The sequence below is a fragment of the Acidovorax sp. 106 genome (assembly GCF_003663825.1).
Taxonomy (GTDB): domain Bacteria; phylum Pseudomonadota; class Gammaproteobacteria; order Burkholderiales; family Burkholderiaceae_C; genus Acidovorax.
Genome location: NZ_RCCC01000001.1, coordinates 810,788 through 826,764, shown reverse-complemented (window position 1 = coordinate 826,764; position 15,977 = coordinate 810,788). Strand labels below are relative to the sequence as shown.

Genomic DNA, 15,977 nt, shown 5'->3' with positions numbered 1-15,977 from the left:
CGTCAGGTCACTGGCGCCGGGTTGAACAAGACCAGCGCGTTGTGCAGCTTCCACTGCTCTGCCCAGGTCTTCTTGCGGCCACTGGCCACGTCCAGCATCAGGTGGAACAGCTCCCAGCCCACCTGCTCGATGGTGGCAGAGCCTTCGGCAATGGTGCCTGCGTTCACGTCCATCAGGTCGTGCCAGCGCCGGGCCAGGTCACTGCGGGTGGCCACTTTGATGACGGGGCACTCGGCCAGGCCGTAGGGCGTTCCGCGCCCGGTGGTGAAAACGTGCAGATTCATGCCAGCGGCCAGTTGCAGCGTGCCGCAAATGAAGTCACTGGCCGGTGTGGCCGCATAGGTCAGGCCCTTGGCTTGCAGCTTTTCGCCGGGAGAGAGTACGTTGGCGATGGGGGCCGAGCCAGACTTGACGATGGAGCCCATGGCCTTTTCCACGATGTTGGACAGGCCCCCTTTTTTGTTACCGGGGGTGGTGTTGGCACTGCGGTCCACGCTGCCGCGCTGCAGGTAGGCGTCGTACCAAGCCATTTCACGCACCATGGCCTGGGCCACCTCGGGGGTGGTAGCGCGGGCGGTGAGCTGGGCAATGCCGTCGCGCACCTCGGTGGTCTCAGAGAACATCACGCTGGCGCCTGCGCGCACCAGCAGGTCGGTGCAAAAGCCCACGGCCGGGTTGGCGGTAACGCCGGAGAACGCATCGCTGCCGCCGCACTGCACGCCCACCACCAGTTCGCTGGCGGGCACGGTTTCGCGGCGGCGGGCGTTCAGGCGCTTGAGGTGGGTTTCGGCCTGGCGCAGGATGGATTCCACCATCGACATGAAGCCGACATGGGCTTCGTCTTGCAGGCACACCACGTCCAGTGCGGCAGGGGTGTTGCTGCGCTCGTCCACCAGGGGGATAGAGCCCGGAGGCAGCAGGCGCTCGGGCTGCAGCTTTTCGCAGCCCAGGCTCACCACCATCACCTCGCCGCCAAAGTTGGGGTTGGAGCTGATGTTGCGCAGGGTGCGGATCGGGATGATCGCGTCGGGCGCGTCAATGGCCACACCGCAGCCGTAGCCATGCGCCAGTGCTACCACGTCGTCCACGTTCGGGTACTTGGGCAGCAGCTCTGATTTGATGCGTTGCACGGCAAAGTCCGTCACGCCCGCCACGCACTGCACGGTCTGGGTGATGGCCAGAATGTTGCGCGTGCCCACCGAGCCATCGGCGTTGCGGTAGCCCTCGAAGGTGAAGCCCTCTAGCGCGGGCTGCATGACGCCCCGGGTGGTCGCCATAGGCAGGTCGTCCAGTTCGCGCGCCTCGGGCATGTTCAGCAGACGCTCATGCACCCAACTGCCTGCTGCGATGGCGTCGATGGCGTAGCCGATGGGGACACCGTAGCGCAGCACGGCCCCGCCAGCGGGCAGGTCCACCAACGCTACCTTGTGCCCTTGGGGCACCTTGTCACGCAAGGTCAGGCCTTCAGGCAGCGTGATGCCGGCAGGCAGGCCGCCATCGTTGGCCACGATGGCAACGTTGTCGCTCTCGTGCATCCGGATGGTCATGGGCTTCAGTGTCTCTGAGGGTGGGGTTTCGGACATCCATGTCTCCTATGATCGGTCGCTTCGCGTGCAGCCTGTGGTCTTGCATCACGGGTTTGGTAGCGGTACCATTTTAAACCACCAATGACAGAAAAAGACAACCCCAAGCGTTCCCGCCGCAGCAGCGGGGCCATCACCCTGCGTGACGTGGCCAAGCTGGCGGGGGTGGCGCCCATCACCGCATCGCGCGTGCTCAACACGCCAGACCAGGTGTCTGAAGAGGTGCGCCAGCGTGTGCTCGATGCCGTGCAGCGCACGGGCTATGTGCCCAACCGCATGGCAGGGGGGCTGGCCTCGGCCCGCAGCCGCCTGATTGCGGCCGTGGTGCCCAGCACGGTGATGTCGGTGTTTATGGAAACCATTGAGTCCCTCAACAGCACCCTGTTCGATGCGGGCTACCAGCTCATGCTGGGCCAGTCGGGGTACTCAGCCGCACGGGAGGAGTTGCTGCTGGAGGCCATCATCGGCCGCCGCCCCGATGGCATTTTTCTCACCGGCATCATGGGTGCGGGCAAGGGGCGCACGCGGTTGGTGGCGTCGGGCATTCCGGTGGTCGAGACCTGGGACCTCACCCCCACCCCCATCGACATGTTGGTGGGTTTTTCTCACCTGGACATTGGTCGGGCCGTGGCGCGCTTCTTCATGGAGCGGGGGCGCAAGCGCTTCGCGCTGGTGACGGCCGACGATGAGCGGGCAGGGCGTCGCGCCGCCGCATTTTCAGAGGCTGTGGTGCAGGCGGGGCTGCCGCCAGTCACCACCATCAGTGTGGGGGCGCAGCGTTCGCTGCGCAGCGGCCGCGATGCCCTGGGGCGCCTGCTGCAGCAATGCCCTGAGGTGGATGCCGTGTTCTGCAGCTCTGATCTGCTGGCGCTGGGCGTGGTCACAGAAGCCCGTGCCCGCCAGTTGTCTGTGCCTGGCCAGCTGGCCATCATGGGCTTTGGCGATGTGCCTTTCGTGGCCGACCTGCTGCCCGCCTTGAGCACGGTGCACATCAATGGCGCACACATCGGTCATCTGGCAGCACGCTACCTGATCGACTGCGCCGAAGGGCGTCCGGTGGACCACAAGGTGGTCGAAGTGGACTTCTCCATCGTAGAGCGCGATACCACCTGAGGGCTGGTGGTCGGCCCCTCGCGCGACAGGCGCGCAGGCTTACGGCCCGCACTGTAGCGCTCCATTCCTGGCGCCCTGATTTCAGGGAAAACCCTCATCAAACCGTCGTTGACGCCTAGATTTGGTACCGCTACCATTTGCATATTGAAATTTGGTAGCGGTACCAAATTCGGGCTTTGAAAAAGGTGCGCCATGAGCCAGCAAGCGCCCAAGGTCTGGATACAGGGCCGCATCCACAGCAGCGCCCCAATGCTGTTTATGTGAGGGGCGCGTGGCCCACACCTCTTTCCAAAACCCGTAGGAGACAACCATGAAGAAACTGCTCTGCACCCTGGCTGCGGCCCTCACCATGGGGTCGGCGTTTGCCTGGCCCGACAAGCCTGTCACCCTGGTGGTGCCGTTCCCACCCGGTGGCTCCACCGACCTGATCGCCCGCACCCTCATCCCCAAGCTGCAAGACAAGCTGGGCGGTACGTTCATTGTGGACAACAAGGCCGGTGCCACGGGCACGATCGGCGCAGGCGCTGTGGCGCGCTCTCCTGCGGACGGGCACACGCTGCTCGTTTCTTCGTTGGGCCCTTTTGTGATCGCCCCCCACCTGCTGACCAAGGTGCCCTACGACGCCCTCAAAGACTTTGACTACCTCACCGTGGCGGTGCAGGCCCCCAACGTGCTGGTGGTGCCCGCATCCTCGGCCCACAAGTCGCTGGCCGATGTGATTGCCTTTCAGAAAGCCAATCCCAACAAGATGACCTTTGCCTCCTCGGGCAACGGCAGCAGCGATCACCTCACGGCCGAGCTGTTCTGGCTGCAGACCAGCACCAGCGGCATCCACGTGCCCTACCGTGGTGGTGGCCCCGTGATGACGGACCTGTTGGGTGCGCAGGTGGATGCGTCCTTCATGAACATCAACACCGCCATGCCTCAGATCCAGGCGGGCAAGCTCAAGGCACTGGCCATCACCAGTGCCAAGCGCTCCCCCCTGCTGCCCAACGTGCAGACGCTGGAAGAAGCGGGCATCAAGGACGCCAACGTGTACTCCTGGCAAGCGATTGCCGCCCCTCGTGGCCTGCCCGCAGACATCAAGGCCAAGCTCCATGCCGCCATTGTGGCGGGGCTGAATGACCCCCAGGTCAAGCCAAAGCTGCTGGAGCTGGGCTTTGAAATCGTGGGCAACACGCCTGAGCAGTTTGCTGCCTTCCAGGCCGCAGAGTTCGCGCGCTGGAAGAGCCTGATCGCCGCACGCAACATCAAGGCCGATTGATGCCTGCGCAGCCGCTGCCTCTTGGGGCCGCGGCTGCGTTCTTGCACCAGCCCTGTTTTTTATTCCCTGAATCTATGTCCAACGCATCTACTCCCCTTGTTACCGAACTCCGTGTGATTCCTGTGGCTGGCCGCGACAGCATGCTGCTGAACCTCAGCGGCGCGCATGCCCCGTTTTTCACGCGCAACATCCTGGTTCTCACGGACAGCTCGGGGCACACCGGGGTGGGGGAGGTGCCTGGTGGCGAGAAGATTCGCCAAACTCTGGAAGACGCCCGTGCACTGGTGGTGGGGCAACCCATTGGTTCTTACCAAAGCGTTTTGCAGCGCGTGCAGCAGAGCTTTGCCGACCGCGATGCAGGTGGCCGTGGCTTGCAGACCTTTGACTTGCGCACCACCATCCATGCTGTGACGGCGGTGGAATCGGCCCTGCTGGACTTGCTGGGTCAGCACCTGGAGGTGCCGGTGGCCGCCCTGCTGGGCGAGGGGCAGCAGCGTACCTCGGTGGAAATGCTGGGCTATCTCTTCTACATCGGTGACCGCGAACAGACCGATCTGCCGTATGTGACCGATCCCGGCGCAGACAACGACTGGTTCCGCCTGCGCCACGAAAAGGCGATGAACGCCCAGGCCATCGTGCGCCTGGCCGAAGCGGCGCGCGAGCGCTATGGCTTCAACGACTTCAAGCTCAAGGGCGGCGTGCTGCGTGGCGACGATGAAGTAGAGGCCGTGACGGCGCTGCACGAGCGCTTTCCCGATGCCCGCGTGACGCTGGACCCCAATGGCGGCTGGCTCCTCAAGGAGGCGATCCGCCTGGGCCAGAAAATGCGCGGTGTGGTGGCCTATGCCGAAGACCCCTGCGGCGCCGAAGACGGCTTCAGCGGCCGCGAGGTGATGGCCGAATTCCGCCGCGCCACTGGCCTGCCCACGGCCACCAACATGGTGGCCACCGACTGGCGCCAGTTCACCCACGCGCTGTCGCTGCAGAGCGTGGACATCCCGCTGGCCGATCCGCATTTTTGGACCATGGCGGGCTCCGTGCGCGTGGCGCAGACCTGCCGTGACTGGGGCCTGACCTGGGGTTCGCACTCCAACAACCACTTCGATATTTCGCTGGCCATGTTCACGCATGTGGGTGCCGCAGCGCCGGGCCGCGTCACGGCCATCGACACCCACTGGATCTGGCAAGACGGCCAGCGCCTGACCAAGGACCCACTGCAGATCGTGGGCGGCCACGTGCAAGTGCCCCAGAAGCCGGGCCTGGGCGTGGAGCTGGACATGGTCGAAGTGGAAAAGGCCCACCAGCTGTACCTGCAGCATGGCCTGGGTGCGCGCGACGATGCCATCGCCATGCAGTACCTGATCCCGGGCTGGAAGTTCAACCACAAGATGCCCTGCATGGTGCGTTGATGTGGTCTGTGCGAAGCGGCTCCATGGGCCCTTCGCATGACGTGAATCGCTGTCGGCTGCTACCGGCAGCAGGTGGGGGGGAATCCAGCCTGCACACCACGGGGGTGGTGTGGGGCATCGTGGGCCTGGCCGGCGCCCCGAGCTTTTGGGTTCTCCTTGCACCTGGCATGCCAACGATAAAAATGGAGACAAGCATGCAACCATCGATCCAGAAACCGCGCCGTCAATTCCTCAAGGCGGCGGCAGGCACCGGGCTGGCCGTTTTGGGCTCAGGGGCTCTGGCACAGTCTTTCGACTTCAAACCCAACCAGCGCTACCCCGATCCCGCCGTTCAGATCCTGGACCCCAGCTTCGCCAAATACCGCATCTACAGCAGCACGGTGGAGCAGGTCGCCACCGGCATGCGCTGGGCCGAAGGGCCTGTGTACTTCCCAGAGGACGGGGGCTACGTGCTCGTCAGCGATATCCCCAACAACCGCCTCATGAAGTACAGCGAGCGCGACGGCAGCTTCACGGTGTTCCGCCAGCCTGCCAACTGGGCCAATGGCAATGTGCGTGACCGCCAGGGGCGCCTCATCACTTGCGAGCACTCCGTCACACGCCGTGTGGTGCGCACCGAAAAGGGCGGGCGCCTCACGGTGTTGGCCGACAGCTACGAGGGCAAGAAGCTCAACGCGCCCAACGACATTGTGGTCAAGTCGGACGACACCGTCTGGTTCACCGACCCCCTGTTCGGCATCAACGGCGAGTGGGAAGGTTCCCGCGCCAAGCCAGAGCAAGCCACGACCAATGTCTACCGCATTGGCACCGATGGCAAGCTGACGGCGGTCATCACCGACATCGTCAACCCCAACGGCCTGGCCTTCTCGCCCGATGAGAAGAAGCTGTACGTTGTGGAGTGGAAGGGCACGCCCAACCGCAGCATCTGGAGCTATGACGTCAACGCCGATGGCACCGTAGGCAACAAGACCAAGCTGATCGACGCCGCTGACCAAGGAGCCCTGGACGGCTTCAAGGTGGACCGAGACGGCAACCTGTGGTGCGGCTGGGGCAGCAACGGCGCTTTGCAGACCGAAGCATTGGACCAAGGCGGCCGCAAGGTCTTCCAGCTCAAGGGCAAGCCCGAGGAACTGGACGGCGTCATGGTCTTCAACCCGCAAGGCAAGGCCTTGGCCCATATCCGCTTGCCTGAGCGCTGCGCCAACCTGTGCTTTGGCGGCCCCAAGAACAACCGCCTGTATATGGCCAGCAGTCATTCGTTGTACGCGCTGTACGTCGAGGCCCACGGCGCGGTGTGAAGCGGCGCAGGCCTGGGGCTGCGTCTGTGAGGTCTGTCAGGTCTGCCAGCCCTGGCCTTATTTTCCTGGGCTGCGTAGGGATCGCTCAAGACTGCCCCTTGGCCAATTGCCATAGATCTTCGGCCAGGGGCGCCATCTCTCCTTTTTGGCGGTACAGCCGAATGTCGATCGGCACGTTCCAGGAGTCTGGGCCCGCAGGCACCAGCAGGCCGTTGCGTAACTCCTCTGCCACCAAGCTCTGGGGCAGCCAGGCTACGCCACGCCCCTCCAGCACCATGGTTTTGAGCAGCACGGCGTGGTGCGAGGTGAAGACCGTGGGCGCATCACCGAATGCCGTTGTCTGCGGGGCATCCTTCTCCAGCCGAGACAGGTGCGAGCGCATGATCCTGCCTAGGCCCGAGGCATCGCTGTAGGCCAGCATTTGCAGCCCTGGCGTGTCGCTGGCGCCCTGCATGGGCTTGGCCTGTACGTGGGCTGCAGACACGGGTCGCAACACATCGCCCGAGAGCCGAAGCATGGGGTACTGAGCCTCGTCCAGACGGCTGGGGACATCGGCATGCCCATGGCACAAAACGAACTGCACGCGGCGCTGCAGCATCAGGTCTTCGCAAGCGTGTGAACTGTCAGACAGGGTCTGTATCGGCCCCACCTGCAGATGGGCTTCCACCCCAGACAACCAGCGTGGAAAAAACGTGAGCGAAAGCACGTGGGTGGCCGCAAAGCGCAGGCTGGCTTGCGCCATGTGGTGGGCCGCACGGGCCTTGGTGCGGGCGGTTTCTAATTGGGCTAGCACTGCTTCGATCAGTGGTTCAAAACGTTGCCCAGCGGCGGTGAGCACGGCAGGGTGCGCGCTGCGGTCAAACAAATCCACCCCCACCCATTCCTCCAGCGCGCGGATATGGCGGCTGAAGGCTGGTTGGGCGATGGCGCGTGCCTCTGCCGCGCGCGAAAAATTGCCGCTGTCGCACAAAGCCAGAAAGTCTTCCAGCCATTCCAGGTCGAGGGGGCGATTGCCAGGTCCCATGGGGTCTGCTTTCTGCGGTGTCTACACGAGATGGTTGGGGGGGCTGGGTGCACAGATAGATGTATGCGATTGGAGTATTGGACGCCTGGCGGCACTGAGGAAATGATGCCTTTCGTGACGCACAAAGCCTTGTCCAACGCATGCATCGCACGCAAGCCGCCTGAATTATCGGTGGGTCTTGGCGCCTTTTATGGCCCCAGCGCTTTGCCTGGGGTCCATTGGCAATGGCTTTGAGCGCACGCGCTTTCATTGTTCCAACCCCGCAAACACCATGAAGATCATCAACATCCTTGAATCCACCCGTCCCATCAAGTCAGACATCCGCAACGCCTACATCGACTTCTCGAAGATGACGCTCAGCCTCGTCGCTGTGGTCACCGATGTGATTCGCGACGGCAAGCCCGTGATCGGCTATGGCTTCAACTCCAACGGCCGCTACGGCCAGGGCGCACTGATGCGCGAGCGCTTCATCCCGCGCGTACTGGATGCCGAGCCCGCCAGCCTGCTCGACGCCACCGGCGAGAACCTGGACCCGCATAAGGTCTGGACCCGCATGATGATCAATGAGAAGCCTGGCGGCCACGGCGAGCGCTCAGTGGCCGTGGGCACCATCGACATGGCCGTGTGGGACGCCACGGCAAAAATAGCGGGCAAGCCGCTGTTCCAGTTGCTGGCCGAGCGCTACGGCAACGGCACGCCCAACCCGCGCGTGTTCGTCTACGCGGCCGGTGGCTACTACTACCCCGGCAAGGGGCTCGAAGCACTGCAGCGTGAAATGGAAAGCTACCTGGCGCGCGGCTACTCGGTGGTCAAGATGAAGATCGGCGGCGCCACGCTGGCCGAAGACTGCGAACGCATCGAGTCAGTGCTCAAGATTCTGGGGCCCGGCCAGCAGCTAGCGGTGGACGCCAACGGCCGGTTCGACCTGCACACTGCCATCGACTACGGAAAGGCCCTGTCGCAGTACCCCTTGTTCTGGTACGAAGAGGCGGGAGACCCACTGGACTATGAGCTGCAGGCCAAGCTGGGCGAGGTCTACCAAGGCCCTATGGCCACGGGCGAGAACCTGTTCTCGATGCAGGACGCCCGTAACCTCATCCGCCACGGCGGCATGCACAAGGACCGCGACTGGTTGCAGTTCGACTGCGCCCTGAGCTACGGACTGGTCGAATACTTGCGCACGCTCGATATGCTCAAGGAGCACGGCTGGTCCCCCAGCCGCTGCATTCCCCACGGCGGGCACCAGATGTCGCTGGCCATCGCCGCCGGCCTGGGCCTGGGCGGCAACGAGAGCTACCCCGACTTGTTCCAGCCCTATGGCGGCTTTCCCGATGGCGTGAAGGTCGAAAACGGCTACGTGACGTTGCCACCGCTGCCGGGCATTGGATTTGAGGGCAAATCAGACTTGATCGCTGAGATGCGGGCGCTGGCCTCCTGAGTTCAGAGCACCCGTACTCCCAGTTCGCCCACCAGCGCAGCTGCCTGGTCGCTGGAGATGATGGCGCCCTTGAAGAAGGGCGCCACCTGCGCCAGCTTCAGGCCGCCCAGGTCCACACCGCGCAGGTCAGCGCCGTCAAAGCGTGCGTTCTTCAAATGCGCATCGCGCAAGCTGCCGCCTTCAAACAACGCATCCCGAAAGTCGCAGCCACCCAGGTCGGCTTCGGACAGGTCGAGCTGCGCAAGGGTTTGCTTGCGAAACGACAGGCCCCGCAAATCAGCACCCACGAGCAGTGATTCGTGGAACTCCAACCCCAGGGTGTGCGCTTCGCGAAAGTGCGCCCCGGTGAGTTTGACTTCGGCAAACAGCGCGCTGGAAAGCCTTGCGCGCGTCCAGTCGGTGTTGTTGAGGTCGCAGCGGTGCCAGCGCGCATCGGTGCAGTCTGCGCGTTGCAGTTGGGCCCGCGCAGCGCTGCAGTCCAGCCATCGGGTGCTGGTGAGGGTGGCGGCTTCCAGTGCGGTGTCTGCGAACGTGCAGCCGACAAAGGTGGCGCCGCGCAGGTCCATTTGCGACAAATCCTCGCCGTCAAAAGTGCAGCGCTCAAACTGCAGTGCTGCTGGGGCGTCGGCCACCAGGCGTTGCAGATCGGCCCGCGATAGGCGTTGATCGGTCACGGGGCTGGTGGCTGTGGTGCTGGGGGTGGAGGTCATGAACAACGAAACCATGGGGGCCCGCCGAAGGCGGTCGATGAAAAGTGGAAGAGGGCCGGGCGCGGCCTGGCTTCAATGCCCCGTGCTGCGGGAGAACAGATGGATCACCAGCACCCCGGCCAGAATCAGGCCGATGCCCAGCAGCGCCGCAGCATCCAGGCGTTGGTCGTAAACCACCCAGCCCACCGCAGACACCAGCACAATCCCCACGCCTGACCACACGCCATAGGCAACGCCCAGTGGCACCGTCTTGAGCGTGAGCGATAGCGCATAGAACGCCGCCACGTAGGCCACGGCGGTCAGCACCGAGGGAAGAGGGCGGGTAAAGCCCTCAGAAGCTTTGAGTGCGCTGGTGCCAATCACCTCGGCCAAGATGGCGGCGCCCAGCAGGGCGTAAGCGGGCAGGGGCATCAATCTTCTTTCTGGCTGCACAGTTGCAGCAACAAAGCCAGGATGCGGGCACGGTGTGAGTCGTCCAGGGCATACACCCCCAGCATTTGCGAAAACCAGAAGCCATCTGCGGCCATCCGGCACACCAGCAGCCGGTCTGCCGCGCCAGGTGTTTCGCCGTCTGCGGCCAGCTCGGTCTGCATAGTCTGGTGCCAGCGCTCCCGTGCTTCGGGCAGGGTCAGGGCCAGCAGGCCAATCGCCCGCTGGGTCTCGACCTGGTTCAGGTGGTGGTGGGTGTCAAAGCAGGTGCGAATGTAGGCGCGGGCATGGCGCCCCGGCCCGGCGGGTTCGTGCTCAAACGCCAGTGCCAGGTTCGCCTGGAATTCTTCAAACAGCTGATCGCACAGCGCCTGCAGCAAGGCCTGCTTGCTGCGAAAGTGGTGCTGCAGGCCGCCCTTGGTCACGTTGGCGCGGCGGGATACGGCGTCCAGCGTCACGGCGTGGGGGCCATCTTGTACCAGGATGTCGCGCACCACCATGAGCAGTTGGCTGCGGATCAGCTCGGGTTGTTTTTGTCGGCGGTGGGCTTCTGTCATTGCTACAAACCATCCGGATGGAATGTTTATTGTAGGGGTGGGCTGGGGATGCGAGCGGGGTCTGGACCCATGTCCCCAGACGCTCGCGGGGCCTTCACTGGACATTTCGTCCAGTGTGGTGGCCAGCGCACCTGACAAGCCTGAGAGCGCCGCCTGCGTCATATCCGGTAACAATCCGTGCCAGTCACAGCACCCCATCGCCCTTGACCCCATTTCCCCGCCATGTCCCAAAACGTCCACACCCTGCACCTGTTCTTTGAAGACCCCATCCGGCTCAAATACTGCCAGCTGGTGTTCCAGTACCTGCAATCTGACAACCCAGAGCAGGCCGAGCGCTGGGCCGAAAAGCTGGGCGGCGCAGACTTGGGCAAGCTGTGGGACAGCGACTGGTTCAACCACGGCGTCCGTGCCCAGGGCCCGGGTCTGGTGCTGAGCTTTGACTCGAGCACACACGACGGTATCCCCCTGCAGATGCTGGAGGAGCTGTTTGCCCATGGCCTGCGCTCTGCGGTGGCCGAGGTGTTTTACGACCAGGTGGGCGAGACCGAGCGCATGTTCTTCGAGCAAGGCATGTGGGTCACCCGCGACGCGTTCTATGGCAGCAACCCCACCCTGAAGGCCGTGGTGGAACGCGCTGAAGACGACACAGAAGAGGGGGAGGGAGAAGAGGGCGACGGCACCAAGAACCCGAGCAAGCCGGTGCCTATTAGTACCCTGCGTACACAGCAAGATGAGCGTGAGCGGGAGGGCCGCGAAGCCGTGGAGGCCATGGTCGGCATGTTCAAGGACATGCGCGAAAGCGGCGTCAACCCGGTGGACGGAATCATGGGCATCTTCATGCTGAAGGCGGGCTTCAAGGGGCTGGTGCACGCCGCGCTGTTCACCCTGGTCACGGTGCTGCTGTTCAAGGGCTTTTGGCTGTGGATGGGCCTTGGCCTGCTGCTGGCGGTGGCGCTGCCGCTGTACTACATGAGCACGGAGCGCAAGTCGCTGTTCTCCTGAACGAGCGTGTGATGGCCGGGCCGAACACAACACATTGAATACACAAAAACGAGGGAGCAAAAACGATGTTGACCGAAATCGAATGGTGGGGAGGCGTGCTGTTTATCGTGGGCGCCGTGGTGTACCGCATGGCCATTGGAGCGCTCGACAAGGACGCAGGGTTCGATGCCAATCGGCTGCTCTCGCACGTGTTCTTTCTGGCCCCGGCTGTGGTGCTGGCGGGCTACTTCTACCCGCTGGAGCGCCCGGGGTTGCGTTACGCCTACTTGGGTGTGTTGGCGGTGGCGCTGCTGGCCATGGTGACCACGCTGGGTATGGAAATCTGGGACAACGTTCAGACCGCCAAAGAGGCCAAGGCCAAGGCCGCAGGTGCGGGCCAAGGCAGTGCCAGCACTGTGCAAGATGCCCCAGAGACCCGCATGCTGGTGCCGGCTGCGCTGGCATCGGTGCAGGCGAGCCAGGGGACGCAAGGCCAGGGCGACGGCAGTGAAGGCGATAGCGAGGACGATGACGAGGAGGTTGGCACCTTCTATACCGTGCTGGGCATGCTGCTGCTCTACAGCCCGGTGTTTGTTGCCTGCGCATTGGGCTGCTACAAAGCCTGGCCCATGGTGCAATCGCTGCTGCAGCGCTAAGCACCTTTTCAACGGCCTGCATCCACAGACAGGCATGCCTTGTGCGTGCCATGTCCAGGCCGTTCCCCTTTCAAGCCCGTACCTCCTTTTCCTCCATGGCCAGCGATTCTTTCTCCGTGCTCCTCTCGCTTTACATGCGGCGCATCCGTGCCAGCGCCTCGGGGGTGGCGACGGAAATTGGCCTGAGCCGTGAAGCCGTGAACAACTGGCGCAATGGTGTGTCAGCTCCCAACCCCCGCTCGCGTGACCGTGTGGTGGCCTGCACCCGCTACCTGCGCTTGACGGAGACCGAGTCCAACCGCCTGCTCAGCGCGGCAGGGTTTGAGCCCGAGTTTCCGCTGCAGGCCGAATCGGTGGGGGCGCAGCCGTTTGCGGCGTTCCAGGACAAGGTGTTTGCCCAGCTGGCACAGGCCATGCCGTACCCCATCTCGCTGCTGCTGTCGCCCGCGCACTGGGGGCAGCCGCCGTTTCGGCAAGAGCTGTTGGCCCGTGCCCGCGCGCAGTACGGCGAGGGCGCGGTGCTGCACATCCAGCCGCCCTACAGCGTGAGCACGGCGGCCGACGAATACTTTGCTGCCATCGGCCGCCAGTGTGGGCTGGGCGAAGTCACCTCCGACTATGAATTTGAAGCCGCGCTGGAGCAGCGCTTGCTCGCGGGCGAGCGGCTGTTTTGCCTGGTCAGCCGCTTCGAGCAGGGCACCCCTGCACTGCGCGAAACCCTGGCGGGCATTTTGCGCAGCCTGAGCGAAATGCACAGCGGCCGCCTGCACCTGCTGCTGTGCGGCGGCGAGGCGCTGGCCGACCTCAAGTACCGCAGCGGCGACTTGTCGCTGCTCAACATCGCCCAGGTCCACCATTGGCCCGAGCCCACGCTGGACGACCTGGTGGTGCTGGCCCGCCACCGCTGGCCCGAGCAGTCCTGGGCCGTGCCCGTGCTGGCCGCTCTGCAAGACCTCAGCGGTGCGCACCCCGCATTGTTTGAAGAGGGGCTGCAATGGTTGGTAGACCACGGCACCGCCGCACTGCAGGGCGATGTGGTGGCTGCGGGCGCGCTGCGCAGCCACCTGCTGGGCAGTGCGCGCCTGTGGCAAACCTTCTTGCCGCTGGCGCAGGCACCGGCCTCGCGCCAGCGCCTGGCACAACTGCTGCAGGCCCCTGATCTGGGCCGTGCCCGCCCCTACTTGCAAGACGACAACCTGCGCCGGCTGTTCTGGGGCAACCTCATCCACGTGCGCGGCGCGGGTGACGCTGCGCGGCTGCATTGGCGCTGCCCCATCGTGCGCGAGGCCGGTTTGATGGTGCTGGAATCATGCTCGAACGATTGAACCTGTTGCTGAGCCCACTGCTCTCGCGCCCTGTGCTGCGTGGCGTGGTCATTGCCGCAGTGACGCTGTTCGTTGGTAGCGCCGTGCTTACCCCCAAGCTCAACCCTGCCACCAAGGGCGCAGTGCTGGGCGCAGAAGGCGCCGGGCCGGTGTGGGGTGAGCTGGTGCAGTGGCGTGTGGCACTGATGCAGGCCTCCAACGAAGAGGGGCACTGGCCTGAAGACATCGCACGCTATGCCCCGCCCACGGGCCAGCGCTTGCTGCGCGTGACCTCGCCAGGGCCCTACCAGTTGCAGGCCGACGTTCTGCCCAACCCCGAGCTGGGCAAGCTCTCGGGCACGCAGGTTCTGTTGCGGCTCACGCCAGGCACCACCACCTGGTCCTGTCGCCCTGGGCGCCCGCCCATCCCAGCGGGCTACCTGCCCATCAATTGCTTGGAAAACGCTGCCGACGACTTTGCGCCCGCACCTACACCTGCACCTGCCAGCGACCCGTTTGGCTGGCTGCGCTCCCTCATACTCTGGTGCGGTCTGATCTTTGTGGGCGGGGCGGTTGTATGGTTCCTGCGCCACCCGCTCATCGGACCTGCGCAACTGCGGCCAGCGCGGCTGCGGCGCACACCGCTGGCCCGGCTGCCCCAGCTCGACAAGTTGCTGCGTATGGTGGGCCGCCTGCAGGGCACCTTGCTGGCGGCCCAGATACGCACGGCCGACTGGCGCAACGCCGTGCAATCTGCCCAAAGCGGCGGTGTCGCACTGGCCCATGCCCTGGCCGATAAAGTGGTGGCCCGCCAGCAGACCAGTGCCGACTGGGCCCTGCCTGGCGTGGTGCTGGAGTGGCAATTTGCCCCCGACCTGCCCGTGTCGCTGGACCGCTGCCTGGTGCTGGTGCCCACGCCGGGGCTCGACGAAGCGGCCCTGGTGCAAAGCCTGCGTGCTGCGCAGACTGGCAGCGACGTGCTGCTGGTGCTGAGCGAGCACAGCCTTGAGGCCCCGTTCCCCCTGCTACGCGCCCATTGCGAAGACAGCGCCAACCTGCATGTGATGGTGGACAGCGCCAGCCTGACCGAATGGCTGCTGGGCGGCCAGGCCCTGCAGGTGCTGCTGCGCCTGCTGTCCACCCAGCTGCGCATCACCCGCATCTCGCCGTACCAGACGCGCGGTGGCGTCACGCGCGAAGGCTCGTTCTTTGGCCGCGCGCAGCTGCTGGCCCGCGTGGTCACCCGAGAGCCCGCCAATTACCTGGTGGTGGGCGGGCGCCAGTTGGGCAAAAGCAGCTTGCTCAAAGCCGTACAGCGCCGCCTGCAGGGCCACCCGCACACCGTGTGCCACTACGTATCGCTGCGCGACCACCGGCTGGCCCCACGCCTGGCGCTGCAACTGGGCCTGCCCGCCCACACCACGCTCGAAGACATCGTGGCCCACCTGCAGGCGCAGGCGGTGGGCAAGCGGCTGGTGCTGTTGATCGACGAGGCCGACCAGTTCTTCCGTGCCGAGTCGGACCAAGGCTATGCGCAGTTGTCCACCCTGCGCTCGCTCAGCGAAGAGGGCCGCTGCTGGTTCATGCTGGCAGGGTTCTGGGATTTGTATGCCACCGCGGTGCTCGACTACCAAAGCCCCCTGCGCAATTTTGGCGAAGTGCTGACCATCGGCGGGCTCGAGCGCGCCGCCTGCCGCGAACTGGCCACCGAGCCGCTGCGCCGCCTGCGCCTGGGCTTTGCCAGCGATGCGCTGGTCGAGCGCCTCATCGATGCCAGCGGCCAGCGCGCCAACCTGGTGGCCATCCTGTGCCAAGAATGCCTGGAGGCCCTGCAACCCGGCGAGCGCGCCATCGAAGCCCACCACCTGAACCAGGCCCTGGCCTCGCAGGCGGTGCAAGACGCATTGGCCGGCTGGGGGCGCCTGAGCCAGGACGAAGCCGCCTGCCGTCTCGACCGTGTGGTGGTCTACCACACCGCCCAGACCGGGCAGACCAGCCTAGTGGCCCTGGCGCAGCTGCTGCAAAGCCACGGCATCATGGCCGACGCGCAGGCCCTGCGCCAGTCGCTGGCCCGGCTGCAACTGGCCTACGTGCTGCGCAAGCAAGAGGCTGAATACCGCTTCGCCATCCCGCTGCTGCAGGGCCAGTTCGAGCCAACCGAGGTGCAGTTGCTGCTGCGCCAAGAGCTGGCGGTGTTGGCCAAGGCCTGAC

14 protein-coding genes are annotated in these 15,977 nt (G+C 64.7%); 9 read left to right on the top strand and 5 right to left on the bottom strand.

Going from position 1 to position 15,977, the window contains the following annotated elements; translation table 11 throughout:
• Positions 1-2 precede the first annotated feature (2 nt).
• The gene (gene garD / locus C8C98_RS03645) at positions 3-1,583 is read right to left on the bottom strand and encodes a galactarate dehydratase (protein WP_121453171.1); all 1,581 of its coding nucleotides are present in this window, start codon (positions 1,581-1,583) and stop codon (positions 3-5) included.
• An 84-nt stretch (positions 1,584-1,667) separates the two neighbouring features.
• On the opposite strand from garD, the gene C8C98_RS03640 reads away from it, so the two are divergent.
• From C8C98_RS03640 to C8C98_RS03625, 4 genes are all read left to right on the top strand, one after another.
• Positions 1,668-2,696, top strand: a complete 1,029-nt coding sequence (locus C8C98_RS03640) for a LacI family DNA-binding transcriptional regulator (protein WP_121453170.1) — start codon at positions 1,668-1,670, stop codon at positions 2,694-2,696.
• A 310-nt stretch (positions 2,697-3,006) separates the two neighbouring features.
• Entirely contained in the window at positions 3,007-3,960 is a 954-nt protein-coding gene (locus C8C98_RS03635) for a tripartite tricarboxylate transporter substrate binding protein (protein WP_121453169.1), read from the top strand.
• Between the two features lie 74 nt (positions 3,961-4,034).
• Positions 4,035-5,369, top strand: coding sequence for a glucarate dehydratase (gene gudD, locus C8C98_RS03630; RefSeq protein WP_121453168.1), 1,335 nt, complete (start codon positions 4,035-4,037; stop codon positions 5,367-5,369).
• Between the two features lie 194 nt (positions 5,370-5,563).
• The gene (locus tag C8C98_RS03625; RefSeq protein ID WP_121453167.1) at positions 5,564-6,667 is read left to right on the top strand and encodes an SMP-30/gluconolactonase/LRE family protein; all 1,104 of its coding nucleotides are present in this window, start codon (positions 5,564-5,566) and stop codon (positions 6,665-6,667) included.
• A gap of 85 nt (positions 6,668-6,752) precedes the next feature.
• Here C8C98_RS03625 and C8C98_RS03620 read toward each other — a convergent pair whose 3' ends face one another.
• Complete coding sequence (locus C8C98_RS03620; protein WP_121453166.1) at positions 6,753-7,691, bottom strand: LysR family transcriptional regulator; 939 nt, start codon at positions 7,689-7,691, stop codon at positions 6,753-6,755.
• Between the two features lie 271 nt (positions 7,692-7,962).
• On the opposite strand from C8C98_RS03620, the gene C8C98_RS03615 reads away from it, so the two are divergent.
• A complete protein-coding gene (locus tag C8C98_RS03615; protein WP_121456001.1) occupies positions 7,963-9,129 on the top strand; it encodes a mandelate racemase/muconate lactonizing enzyme family protein in 1,167 nt (388 codons plus the stop codon).
• 2 nt (positions 9,130-9,131) lie between these two features.
• On the opposite strand, the gene C8C98_RS03610 is transcribed toward C8C98_RS03615, so the two are convergent.
• The 3 genes from C8C98_RS03610 to C8C98_RS03600 form a co-directional block, all read right to left on the bottom strand.
• On the bottom strand, positions 9,132-9,839 hold the full coding sequence (locus tag C8C98_RS03610) for a pentapeptide repeat-containing protein (protein WP_199726543.1): 708 nt from the start codon (positions 9,837-9,839) through the stop codon (positions 9,132-9,134).
• Between the two features lie 72 nt (positions 9,840-9,911).
• Positions 9,912-10,244: an SMR family transporter gene (locus C8C98_RS03605; RefSeq protein WP_370450433.1), complete on the bottom strand. Its 333-nt coding sequence runs from the start codon at positions 10,242-10,244 to the stop codon at positions 9,912-9,914.
• 5 nt (positions 10,245-10,249) lie between these two features.
• Positions 10,250-10,825 carry a TetR/AcrR family transcriptional regulator gene (locus C8C98_RS03600; RefSeq protein ID WP_121453163.1) on the bottom strand — a complete coding sequence of 192 codons (576 nt, stop codon included), beginning with the start codon at positions 10,823-10,825 and terminating at the stop codon, positions 10,250-10,252.
• A 222-nt stretch (positions 10,826-11,047) separates the two neighbouring features.
• Between C8C98_RS03600 and C8C98_RS03595 the strand changes: the two genes are divergently transcribed.
• From C8C98_RS03595 to C8C98_RS03580, 4 genes are all read left to right on the top strand, one after another.
• Positions 11,048-11,827, top strand: a complete 780-nt coding sequence (locus C8C98_RS03595; protein WP_121453162.1) for a hypothetical protein — start codon at positions 11,048-11,050, stop codon at positions 11,825-11,827.
• Between the two features lie 65 nt (positions 11,828-11,892).
• Positions 11,893-12,462 (top strand): hypothetical protein, encoded by a 570-nt coding sequence (locus tag C8C98_RS03590; protein ID WP_121453161.1) that lies wholly within the window; start codon positions 11,893-11,895, stop codon positions 12,460-12,462.
• A 95-nt stretch (positions 12,463-12,557) separates the two neighbouring features.
• Positions 12,558-13,787, top strand: a complete 1,230-nt coding sequence (locus C8C98_RS03585) for a hypothetical protein (protein WP_121453160.1) — start codon at positions 12,558-12,560, stop codon at positions 13,785-13,787.
• On the top strand, positions 13,772-15,976 hold the full coding sequence (locus C8C98_RS03580; RefSeq protein ID WP_121453159.1) for an AAA family ATPase: 2,205 nt from the start codon (positions 13,772-13,774) through the stop codon (positions 15,974-15,976). The genes C8C98_RS03585 and C8C98_RS03580 overlap by 16 nt, the downstream gene beginning before the upstream one ends.
• Position 15,977: the final 1 nt, after the last annotated feature.

Excerpts from the sequence above, each read along its gene's own strand:
- garD (WP_121453171.1), bottom strand. The coding sequence starts at position 1,583 with ATGTCCGAAACCCCACCCTCAGAGACACTGAAGCCCATGACCATCCGG.
- C8C98_RS03640 (WP_121453170.1), top strand. The coding sequence starts at position 1,668 with ATGACAGAAAAAGACAACCCCAAGCGTTCCCGCCGCAGCAGCGGGGCC.
- C8C98_RS03635 (WP_121453169.1), top strand. The coding sequence starts at position 3,007 with ATGAAGAAACTGCTCTGCACCCTGGCTGCGGCCCTCACCATGGGGTCG.
- gudD (WP_121453168.1), top strand. The coding sequence starts at position 4,035 with ATGTCCAACGCATCTACTCCCCTTGTTACCGAACTCCGTGTGATTCCT.
- C8C98_RS03625 (WP_121453167.1), top strand. The coding sequence starts at position 5,564 with ATGCAACCATCGATCCAGAAACCGCGCCGTCAATTCCTCAAGGCGGCG.
- C8C98_RS03620 (WP_121453166.1), bottom strand. The coding sequence starts at position 7,691 with ATGGGACCTGGCAATCGCCCCCTCGACCTGGAATGGCTGGAAGACTTT.
- C8C98_RS03615 (WP_121456001.1), top strand. The coding sequence starts at position 7,963 with ATGAAGATCATCAACATCCTTGAATCCACCCGTCCCATCAAGTCAGAC.
- C8C98_RS03610 (WP_199726543.1), bottom strand. The coding sequence starts at position 9,839 with ATGACCTCCACCCCCAGCACCACAGCCACCAGCCCCGTGACCGATCAA.
- C8C98_RS03600 (WP_121453163.1), bottom strand. The coding sequence starts at position 10,825 with ATGACAGAAGCCCACCGCCGACAAAAACAACCCGAGCTGATCCGCAGC.
- C8C98_RS03595 (WP_121453162.1), top strand. The coding sequence starts at position 11,048 with ATGTCCCAAAACGTCCACACCCTGCACCTGTTCTTTGAAGACCCCATC.
- C8C98_RS03590 (WP_121453161.1), top strand. The coding sequence starts at position 11,893 with ATGTTGACCGAAATCGAATGGTGGGGAGGCGTGCTGTTTATCGTGGGC.
- C8C98_RS03585 (WP_121453160.1), top strand. The coding sequence starts at position 12,558 with ATGGCCAGCGATTCTTTCTCCGTGCTCCTCTCGCTTTACATGCGGCGC.
- C8C98_RS03580 (WP_121453159.1), top strand. The coding sequence starts at position 13,772 with ATGCTCGAACGATTGAACCTGTTGCTGAGCCCACTGCTCTCGCGCCCT.